Annotated in this window: 9 protein-coding genes and 1 pseudogene; 4 read left to right on the top strand and 6 right to left on the bottom strand. The window is 62.2% G+C overall.

The window, feature by feature from the left end:
• Positions 1 to 1026 (top strand): AsmA-like C-terminal region-containing protein (locus E5W87_RS13335; protein WP_292397878.1); only part of this gene is annotated, 1026 nt, incomplete at its 5' end.
• A 69-nt stretch (positions 1027 to 1095) separates the two neighbouring features.
• Here E5W87_RS13335 and E5W87_RS13330 read toward each other — a convergent pair.
• From E5W87_RS13330 to E5W87_RS13305, 6 genes are all read right to left on the bottom strand, one after another.
• On the bottom strand, positions 1096 to 1914 hold the full coding sequence (locus E5W87_RS13330) for an ABC transporter permease subunit (RefSeq protein WP_292397876.1): 819 nt from the start codon (positions 1912 to 1914) through the stop codon (positions 1096 to 1098).
• Complete coding sequence (locus E5W87_RS13325) at positions 1911 to 2885, bottom strand: ABC transporter permease subunit (protein WP_292397874.1); 975 nt, start codon at positions 2883 to 2885, stop codon at positions 1911 to 1913. The genes E5W87_RS13330 and E5W87_RS13325 overlap by 4 nt, the downstream gene beginning before the upstream one ends.
• A 9-nt stretch (positions 2886 to 2894) precedes the next feature.
• Complete coding sequence (locus E5W87_RS13320; RefSeq protein ID WP_095483547.1) at positions 2895 to 4034, bottom strand: ABC transporter ATP-binding protein; 1140 nt, start codon at positions 4032 to 4034, stop codon at positions 2895 to 2897.
• A gap of 68 nt (positions 4035 to 4102) precedes the next feature.
• On the bottom strand, positions 4103 to 5200 hold the full coding sequence (locus E5W87_RS13315) for a polyamine ABC transporter substrate-binding protein (RefSeq protein WP_292397872.1): 1098 nt from the start codon (positions 5198 to 5200) through the stop codon (positions 4103 to 4105).
• A gap of 373 nt (positions 5201 to 5573) precedes the next feature.
• On the bottom strand, positions 5574 to 6515 hold the full coding sequence (locus E5W87_RS13310; RefSeq protein ID WP_292397870.1) for a DMT family transporter: 942 nt from the start codon (positions 6513 to 6515) through the stop codon (positions 5574 to 5576).
• Positions 6516 to 6663: 148 nt separating this feature from the next.
• Entirely contained in the window at positions 6664 to 8118 is a 1455-nt protein-coding gene (locus tag E5W87_RS13305) for a helix-turn-helix domain-containing protein (protein WP_292397868.1), read from the bottom strand.
• Between the two features lie 248 nt (positions 8119 to 8366).
• Between E5W87_RS13305 and aceA the strand changes: the two genes are divergently transcribed.
• From aceA to E5W87_RS13290, 3 genes and pseudogenes are all read left to right on the top strand, one after another.
• A complete protein-coding gene (gene aceA / locus E5W87_RS13300) occupies positions 8367 to 9656 on the top strand; it encodes an isocitrate lyase (RefSeq protein ID WP_292397866.1) in 1290 nt (429 codons plus the stop codon).
• 65 nt (positions 9657 to 9721) lie between these two features.
• A complete protein-coding gene (locus tag E5W87_RS13295) occupies positions 9722 to 9964 on the top strand; it encodes a hypothetical protein (protein WP_292397864.1) in 243 nt (80 codons plus the stop codon).
• A gap of 240 nt (positions 9965 to 10204) precedes the next feature.
• Positions 10205 to 10354 (top strand): annotated as a pseudogene (locus E5W87_RS13290) (response regulator); the annotation flags it as partial.

Genomic DNA, 10354 nt, shown 5'->3' with positions numbered 1-10354 from the left:
GTGCTCGAATGGTCGCGGGCCGGCATCGCGCCGGGCGCGGCAATCGGCTCGGTTTCCGTTGCCAGCAAGGTCACCGCGACCTCCGGCCGCATTAAACTCGAAAACACCGAGATCGCGCTTGACGACAATCCGGGAATGGGTGCGCTGGACTTCTCCTTTGGCGAAGCGCGGCCGGTGATAGCCGGCACGCTCGCCTTCGACGCGCTCGACTTGCGGTCGTTTCTCTCCGCCTTCACACCCTTGGCGCCCACGAACGGCGCTGGTCCCGGCGAAATCGACATAAGCGTCGCCGACCGGATCGATCTCGATCTCAGATTGTCGGCAGCGCAGGCCACCGCAGGCGCGATCCAGCTTGCCGACGTCGCCGCCACCGCCCAGGTCAAGGACGGTCTTGCCGTCTTCGATATTTCCGATGCGTCGGCCTTTGGCGGCAACATCCAGAGCAGTCTTCGTTTCGACCGCAAGCCGGGGGGCACGCAGGTCGAGATCAGGCTGCTCGCCTCCGATGTCGACGGCGGCGCTTTCGGCACCGCAGCCGGAATGACGCGACTGGTGCCGATCGGCAGGGGAACCGTTTCGGTCATCCTCAAGGGGCCGGGCAGAACCTGGGATTCCATTTTCGAAAACGCCGACGGCTCGGTTTCGGCGAAATTCGGCCAGGGCGCGTTGAGCCGGCTCGACCTGCCGGCGTTTCTCAAGCACAATGAACAGGGTGGGTTCTTCGCGCTAGACGATGTCTCCGACGGAACGCTGCCGATCGACGGGGCCGAACTCAAGGCGAGCATTTCGAACGGTGTGGCGAGGATCGACAAGGCCGAAGCAAATTCGGCTAAGTACAAGGTCTGGCTTTCCGGTATCGCCTCCTATGCAGGGCGCGGGCTGGCCCTGTCCGGCGGCATCATTCAGGCGGACCAGCCAGCCACGCAGACAAACAAACAGGGTCCCAATCAGTCTTCGTTCTTCGTCGGCGGAACGTGGAGCACGCCGTTCATTTCGCCGATAAGCCGCGGGGTTTCCGGAGAATAGGCAGCGAGGCGGCTGCGGTCGTCGTCGGAAGTGCTTCCTGCCGGCTTTGTGCTGGTGCCGCTTCTTTCGTCACCCCCGCTGAGCGGCCTGCTCGTCGCGCTGGCGCTGCACCTCGCGACGCTTGTTGGCGAGCGAAGCGACGATGACGCCAACCGCCACGACAGCGATCAGGATCGTGCAGGCGGCGTTGATCTCCGGCGTCACACCGAGACGAACCTGGCTGTAGATCTTCATCGGCAGCGTGGTGGCGCCAGGCCCTGAGGTGAAGCTGGCTATGACCAGATCATCGAGCGACAATGTGAACGCCAGCATCCAGCCCGACACGATCGCCGGCATGATGACGGGCAGCGTGATCTGAAAGAAGGTCTTCACCGGCGGCGCGCCAAGATCCATCGCGGCTTCTTCCAGCGAGCGGTCGAACGTGACCAGGCGCGACTGCACGACGACGGCGACGAAGCACATGGTCAGGGTGATGTGGGCAAGCGTGACGGTGAGAAAGCCGCGGTCGAGACCGACGGCGACGAAGAGCAGCAGCAGCGACAGGCCGGTGATGACTTCCGGCATGACCAGCGGCGCAAAGACCATGCCGGAAAACAGCATCCGGCCCTTGAAGCGCGTGTAGCGTGTCAAGGTGAGAGCCGCCAGTGTGCCGAGCACGGTCGCCACGGTGGCCGAGATGACGGCGACGCGGGCCGTTACCCAGGTGGCGTCCATGAGGCCCTGGTTGTGGAACAGCGCGACGTACCATTTGGTCGAGAAACCGCCCCAGACGGTGACCAGTTTCGACTCGTTGAAGGAGAAGACGATGAGCAGGACGATCGGCAGGTAGAGAAAGGCAAAGCCCAGCACGATCGAAGTGATGTTGAAACGGCTCCAGGTCGGGTTCATTTGTCTTGTTCCTGGGCGCGGGCCTGCGCCCGCTGAAAGAGCATCATCGGCACGATCAGCAGCAACAGCAGGATGACGGCGACGGCCGACGACACTGGCCAGTCGCGATTGGCGAAAAACTCGTTCCACAGCGTCTTGCCGATCATCAGCGTCTGCGATCCGCCGAGCAGATCGGGAATGACGAACTCGCCGACGGCGGGGATGAATACCAGGAGGCAGCCGGCGATGACGCCGGGCACCGACAGCGGAAAGGTGATCTTCCAGAAGGCGCTGGTCGGCGGGCAGCCAAGATCCTTGGCCGCTTCGATCAGCGAGTAATCCATCTTTTCCAAGGACGAATAGAGCGGCAGCACCATGAACGGCAGATAGGAATAGACGATGCCGATGAAGATCGCCGTGTAGGTGTTGAGGACGATCAGCGGCTGGCTGATGACGCCAGTGGAGAGCAGCAGCTGGTTGAGCAGCCCCTCGGGCTTGAGAATGCCGATCCAGGCATAGACTCGGATCAGAAATGAGGTCCAGAACGGCAGGATCACCAGCATCAGCAAAGTTGGACGGAGCGTCGCCGGCGCGCGAGCCATGCCATAGGCGATCGGGTAGCCGACAAGCAATGTCAGCACCGTCGAGATGGCGGCGACTATGACGCTCGTCACATAGGCATTGAAGTACAGCGCATCCTGCGTCAGCCATGTGTAGTTATCGATGCTGAGCTGTTTCAGCTGGGCGAGAAAACCGGAAAGGCCGTCGCCGAAGCCAAGCACCGGCGTGTAGGGCGGTATAGCGATTGCCGTCTGCGACAGCGAAATCTTGAAGACGATGACGAACGGGATGAGGAAGAAGAACACCAGCCAGAGATACGGGATGATGATGACGAGGCGGCCAATAAAGGCGGCACTCAATCTGGCCAGGGCGGATTTGCCAGTATCGGTGGCGTGAGAACTTGCTGCAGCGGTGACAGCGGCATTCGACATGACCGTCCCCTATCGCGTCAGCACGACGCCGGCGTCCGGCCGGAACGACACCCAGGCACGGTCGTTCCAGCTCAGCGGATCCTCGGTGATGCGGGCCGCGTTCATCGTGCTCGCCCGCACCACATGGCCATCGTCTAGCCTGACGTGATAGACGGTCATGTCACCGAGATAGGCGATATCGTAGACCTCGCCTTCGATGGCGTTGACGGCTCCGGCCGGCTTCTTCGACGATATCTTGATCTTCTCCGGCCTGATCGCGAAAGCGACGGCCGCGCCGGTGGCTGCATCGCCGGCATTCTCGGTTCGGATGGTGATGCCGTTGCCCGCGTCGATGCTTGCTGCGCCAGCCTCGCCACGCGCGATCTTGCCTTCGAACATGTTGACGTTGCCGACAAAGCCGGCGACGAAGCGGGAACCCGGCGCCTCGTAGACTTCCGCCGGCGTCGCCACCTGCATCACCTCGCCCTTGTCGATGATGGCGATGCGGTCGGCCATGGTCATCGCCTCCTCCTGGTCGTGGGTGACGACGACGAAGGTGAGGCCGAGTGACTGCTGCAGATCCATCAGCTCGAACTGTGTTTCCTCGCGCAGCTTCTTGTCGAGGGCGCCAAGCGGCTCGTCGAGCAGCAGCACCTTCGGCCTTTTGGCGACCGAGCGGGCAAGCGCGACGCGCTGGCGCTGGCCGCCGGATAATTGGTGCGGCTTGCGCTTGGCAAATTGCTCGAGCTTGACCAGCTTCAGCATCTCTCCAACGCGCGCCGCGATCTCGGGCTTCGGCATGCCGTCCTGCTTGAGGCCGAAGGCGATGTTGTTCTCGACCGTCATATGCGGGAACAACGCGTAGGACTGGAACATCATATTGACCGGCCGCCGGTATGGCGGGATGCCGCGCAGATCCTGGCCATCGAGCAGGATGCGGCCGGCGGTCGGCTCCTCGAAGCCGGCGAGCATCCGCAGAAGCGTCGATTTTCCGCAGCCCGACGCCCCGAGCAGGGCAAAGAACTCGCGCTCGAATATGGTCAGGGACAAATTATTGACGGCGGTGAAGTCACCGAACTTCTTGGTGACCTTGTCGAACTGGATGTATGGCTTGGCGTTCGGATCGTTCCATGGCGCGAAATCCCTGCGGATGCTGCCAAGCGATTTCATGTCCCACTCCGTCCTGTTTTTTCCCCAAAGAGATTGACCCCGGCACAGTGTACCGGGGTCCTTGTCGCTTATTGCCCGGTGACAATCCTGGTCCAGGTGCGGGTGACGACACGCTGGGTCTTGGAATCGTAAGGGGCTATGGTGAACAGCTTCGCCAGCGTCGCCTCGTCCGGATAGATCGCCGGATCCTCGAGTATCTCCTTGTCGATGAACTGCTGCGACGCCTTGTTGCCGTTGGCGTAGAAGACGTAGTTGCTCGACTTGGCGATCACTTCCGGCTTCATCATATAGTTCAGGAATTCATGCGCCTCGGCGACATGCGGCGCGTCGGCAGGGATTGCCATCTGGTCGAACCACATTTCGGCACCCTCCTTCGGCACGGAATAGCTGATCTCAACGCCATGGTTGGCCTCGGTCGCACGGTCGCGCGCCTGGAAGACGTCGCCCGACCAGCCGACGGCCAGACAGATGTCGCCATTGGCCAATGCGTTGATATATTCCGACGAGTGGAACTTGCGGATGTAAGGCCTGATCTTCAGCATCAGTTCTTCCGCCTTGGAGAAATCGTCCAGCGACGTGGTCTCGGGATCGATGCCCAGATATTTGAAGGCGTTTGGGAGGATGTCGCTCGGGGAATCCAGGACATAGACGCCGCAATCCTTCAGCTTGGCCAGCTTTTCTGGATTGAAGAACACGTCCCAGCTGTCGATCTTGTCGGTGCCGAGCGCTTCCTGCACTTTCTTGACGTTATAGCCGAGGCCGACCGTGCCCCACATGTAGTTGATCGAATATTCGTTGCCCGGGTCGTACTTGGCTGTGCGCTCCGAGACGATGTCCCACATGTTGGAAATGTTGGGCAGCTTCGACTTGTCGAGCTTCTGGAACACACTTGCCTGGATCTGGCGTGCGAGGAAATTGGCGGTCGGCACAACGACGTCGTAGCCGCTGCCGCCGGCAAGCAGTTTCGTCTCCAGGAGCTCGTTGGAATCGAAGGTGTCGTAGGTGACCTTGATGCCCGTTTCCTTGGTGAAATCCTCGATGATCGAGCTGTCGATGTAATCCGACCAATTATAGACATTGACGACGCGGTCCTGGGCATGAGCGCCGAGGGTGAAAAGCGTCAGAAATGCCGAGGTCGCCGAAAGCCAGAACGCTTTGCGGGTCATTGAGTCTCTCCTTTGATGAGTGTTCCATCGCCAGCTCGTTGCGGGGCCGCGCGGCTGGGCGTTTGCTTCAGATTATTGGGCTTTCCGGCAAGCGACAAGCGCGAGCCGCCGACACTTTGATGGTTCGATGTGCAGCGGCCAAAGCCCCCGTTCCCAAGACCCCCGTTCCCATGCCGTGATCCAGATGGCGTTCCGACGCCATCAGAGGCTCTCGCCACGACGCGGGCAGGGATACGACGATGTTGTCCGGTCTCGATCGGGCCGGAGGGGAGACTTGGCAAGATACGCCTGTCTTGTTGTTGCCGTATTGGCAGCCTGCCCGCGCGGCTGCGGCGTTGTCAATGGCTCATCTCGCTTTGGCGCGTGCGCTGCATCAATTAGGCGACGGCATGCCGGTGACACCCGGCCGCACGGGCCGCGCCTGACGCTTGAACTCGAGCCCGATATGGACGAGCAGCGCCATGACCACAACCGTGCCGCCAATAATGGTGCGTCCCGACGGCACCTCGGAATGGACGAGCCAGACCCAGATCGGGCCGAGGATCGGCTCGAAAGTGCCGAGCAGTGCTGCGACCGCCGCCGGAACAAGCCGGGCGCCGGTGGCGAAGAAGGCAAGGCCGAGGCCCAGATTGACCACGCCGAATGCAAACAGAAAGCCCATATCGCTGCTGGAAACGCCGAATTGCGACGTCTGGGACGCGGCGAATGCGGCAGCAAGCATCGTGCCGAGGCAGGTCGCCGGCGTCATGCGCACATGAGCAAAGCGTCGCGTGATGACGGTGGCGATCGAAAACATGACGGCGATGAGCAGCGCCAAGCCGTCGCCGATGGGCGACACGGCGCCATCGAGCGATTCCGACACCATGATGGCAACGCCGGCAATGACGGCTGCAATCGCCACCCAGGTCGCGGCGGCCACCCGTTCGCGAAACAGCACCCAGGCAAACAGCGCTGCCAGGAGCGGCACGCCTGCCTGCATCAAAAGGATGTTGGCGACAGTGGTGTAGGCAAGCGCCACGACAAAGCAAGTCGATGCGGTGGCGAAGCAGAACGCCACGGCAAGTCCGGGCAGGCCCATGCCGCGGAACAACCTTACCGTGCCGCGCCAGCCGTCGCGCCAAATCATGAAGCAGATCAGGAAGGCGGCGGCCCAGGCAGAGCGCCAGAACACCACCGTCCAGCTGTCGCCCGCTTCGATGAAGCGGGCGATGGCGCCGCCGAAGCTCCACATCAGCGCCGACAGGAAAATCAGCAGGAAGCCGACGCGCTCCTCACGCGGCGAGACGGCAATCGGTGATGATGCGGTATCGGTCATGGGCGCGACTGTCGACGATTTCAGGGCGGCACGATGCGCAACGGACGACGAGAACGTGCTTCATTCGCGTAGCGCAAAGGCAGCGGCGGAGCGTGGTCCACCGGACGGCGACGGTTGTGGCAAAGGCGGCAGTCGGCGGTCTGGGGCCTCACTGGAAATCGAAGGCGCTCAGCCCGGTCACCATTTCGTCGAGGCCGAGCGGGCGCGTCACCGGCGGCTCGGCGCGGGCGAGGCAGCCGATCCGTTCGCACAGCCGGCAGGCCGGGCCTATCGGCGTGGCCGGATTGATGCCCTGTCCGGCTTTTCCGGTCGCGGCGGCAGCCGGCCCCACCAGCGCCGCGCCGTAGACGATCTCGTCACGAAAGCCGATGTCGCAGCCCAGCAGAAGTGCGGTACGGCGCGGGCGCTCCAAAAACGAACCTTGCGGCCCTTCGAGCGTGCGGGCGACGCAGAGGAACTCGGCGCCGTCGGGCATTTCCACCGCCTCGACGAAGATCTGGCCGGGCTGGGTGAAGGCGGCATGCACGGGAAGCTTTGGACAGCCACCGCCGAAACGGCTCTGCGGAAAACCCTGGCTGCCCGCCTTGCGGAAGCGGTTGCCGGCATTGTCGACCTCGAGCATGAAGAACGGCACGCCAGGCGTGCCCGGCCGCTGCAGCATGGTCAGGCGGTTCGCCGCCTGCTCGAAGGAGACGCCGAAGCGCGAGCGCAGCACGTCGATGTCGTAACGTGCGCGGTGTGCTGCCGCGTGAAAAGACTGATAGGGCATCATCAGCGCGTGGGCGGCGTAGCGGCCAAGCTCGAAACGGGCGAGCCGGCGGGCTTCATCCGTGGTCAGCTTCAGCGCCTGGATCTCGCCTGCCACCGCGACGGTCATGCGGATCAAGCAGGCCTCCATCGCCACCTCGCGCAACTGGTCGAATGGCGACAGGCGCTCGGACAGAAACAGACGCTGTGAGTGGCGGTCGTAGCGGCGGCGCCAGTTCGGCATGGTGGCGACCGGCAGCACCTTGACGACGATGCCGTATTCGCGCTTCAGCCAGGCCTTCAGCGCACCGAGCAGATCGTCGCCGGGATCGAGCACCGACGTGAATGCCTCGGCTTCCTCTTCGAGCGCGGCAAAATGGTTCGGCCGGCGCTCGAAAATCTCGTGCACCTCGTCGATCGGCAAGCGGGCGCCGGAGAGCGCCGTCGCTTTGCCCTCACGCGCCAGAAGCTCGTTGAGGTCCGAAAGGCGCTCGGCCTGCTCGCGATAGGCGCGAAACAGTTTTATGACCGCGGCGGAAGCGTTGGGCGCCGCCTCGGCAAGCTCGATCAGCTCCTGGTCACCAGGCAATTCGCCGACCAGCAGCGGATCTGAAAACACTTCCTTCAAGGCGGCGACCGCCCCCCTCGCCTCGCCCTGCAATTCATGCGGGTCGACCTTGTAGACAGATGCCAGCTTGAGGATCAGCTGGACCGTCAGCGGCCTCTGGTTGCGCTCGATGAGATTGAGATAGGACGGCGAGATGCCGAGCCCTTCGGCCATCGCCGTCTGGGTCAGGCCCTTGGCGCTGCGGATGCGGCGGATGCGCGGCCCGGCGAAGATCTTCTGATCGGCCACTCGACTGTCCTTGACAGAAATTAACATTGCTTCTGAGCGGCGATGGCCGCACCGGCCTTTTACAATCGTGACAAATTTACAGCTCCTCGCTGTCAAACGCAACACAGGTTTTCTCTTATTCTTCTACCAATCCTACGGTTTTCCTCGCCTGTTTCGCACCGAGATGTAAAAGCTGTCACACGAAACGGCGCGAAAATATGCATGAGGCGGCGTTCTCCATCCCAGTAACGATTTATCCGGAGCGACCAATGACTGATTTTTACAACCTCGTCCCATCGGCGCCGGAAGGCCGCTTCGACGGCATCGAGCGGCCCTATTCGCCGGACGATGTGAAGCGACTGCGCGGTTCGGTCCAGATCCGGCAGAGCCTCGCCGAAATGGGCGCCAACCGGCTTTGGCAGCTCATCCATGAAGAGGACTTCGTCAACGCGCTCGGCGCCATGTCGGGCAACCAGGCGATGCAGCAGGTCCGGGCCGGGCTGAAGGCGATCTACCTGTCCGGATGGCAGGTCGCCGCCGACACCAACACCGCATCCGCCATGTATCCGGACCAATCGCTTTATCCCGCCAATGCCGCGCCCGAACTGGTCAAGCGCATCAACCGCACCCTGCAGCGCGCCGACCAGATCGAGACTTCCGAAGGCAAGGGGCTTTCGGTCGGCACCTGGTTCGCGCCGATCGTTGCCGACGCCGAAGCCGGCTTCGGCGGACCGCTCAATGCCTTCGAGATCATGAAGGCCTTCATCGAGGCGGGTGCCGCTGGCGTCCACTACGAGGACCAGCTAGCGTCGGAGAAGAAGTGCGGCCATCTCGGCGGCAAGGTGCTGATCCCGACCGCCGCACACATCCGCAACCTCAATGCCGCAAGGCTTGCTGCCGACGTCATGGGCACGCCGACGCTGGTCGTCGCGCGCACCGACGCTGAAGCGGCAAAGCTGCTCACCTCCGACATCGATGAGCGCGACCAGCCCTGCGTCGACTATGGCGCCGGCCGCACGGTGGAGGGCTTCTACCAAGTCAGGAACGGCATCGAGCCTTGCATCGCGCGCGCCGTCGCCTACGCGCCCTACGCCGACCTGATCTGGTGCGAAACCTCCAAGCCCGATCTGGCGCAGGCCAAGAAGTTCGCCGAGGGCGTGCACAGGCACCATCCCGGCAAGCTTCTTGCCTATAATTGCTCGCCGTCGTTCAACTGGAAGAAGAACCTCGACGACGCCACGATCGCCAAGTTCCAGAGGGAGCTCGGCGCCATGGGCTACAAGTTCCAGTTCATCACACTGGCCGGTTTCCACCAGCTCAATTTCGGCATGTTCGAACTCGCCCGCGGCTACAAGGCGCGGCAGATGGCGGCTTATTCCGAGTTGCAGGAGGCTGAATTCGCGGCGGAAGCCCACGGCTACACCGCGACCAAGCACCAGCGCGAAGTCGGCACCGGCTATTTCGACGCCGTGTCGATGGCGATCACCGGTGGCCGGTCTTCGACCACGGCCATGCATGAATCGACCGAGCACGCCCAGTTCAAACCGGCGGCGGAATAGCAGCAACGCAACGAACAGAGGTAACGCCCCCAAAAGGGGTACAAATAGGCTGAAGGAGAAGACCAATGGCATCGATAAGCCGCGTCAAGGAACGGGCCGAAGAACAGGCCACCACCATGAACGTCGACCAGCAAGCGACCATCCGCATGCTGGCCAACGACCTGCACAGGCTCAACCAGTCGGTGATGAAGGCGGTCGAGGCAGGTGTCTCGGTTGAGCTCGTGCGCTCGGCACGGCACCATGGCGGCGACGGCAACTGGGGCGATCTGCTGATCCCGGTGATCGTCACGCAGCGGAGCCACGGCTGACCGAAGTCCAACCAAAACCTATTGTGGATCCGGCATCACCTGCGCAATCTCTGCGCGGGTGATTTTGCGTTTGCACGACCAGTTTGGATACGGGCCAAAACAGAACTTGCTTTAAATTTTAACGTTTCTTGCGATATTCTCGACGTTCGCCATTTCAGCTTGACATACGCAGGGATCTGACGGCAATTGTCTCTAAAGTTTCAACCCTGCATTGAAACCAGACGAGTGCCCGCCCCGCTCATGCGCCCCGTGAATCGCGATACCAAGACTGTAAACCATCTGAGTTTGGTGAGCCGGAATGTGGGTCACGAGATGCTCACGGACTTCACCCGCGTGCTTGTCGCCGGAAAGTCGCCGGTCAACCGGGTGGTGGTTTCGAAAATCGTCGAA

The organism is Mesorhizobium sp. (genome assembly GCF_004962925.1).
Classification (GTDB): Bacteria; Pseudomonadota; Alphaproteobacteria; order Rhizobiales; family Rhizobiaceae; genus Mesorhizobium.
Note: the sequence above shows the minus strand (reverse complement) of the source record. Positions and strands in the feature narration are given on the sequence as shown.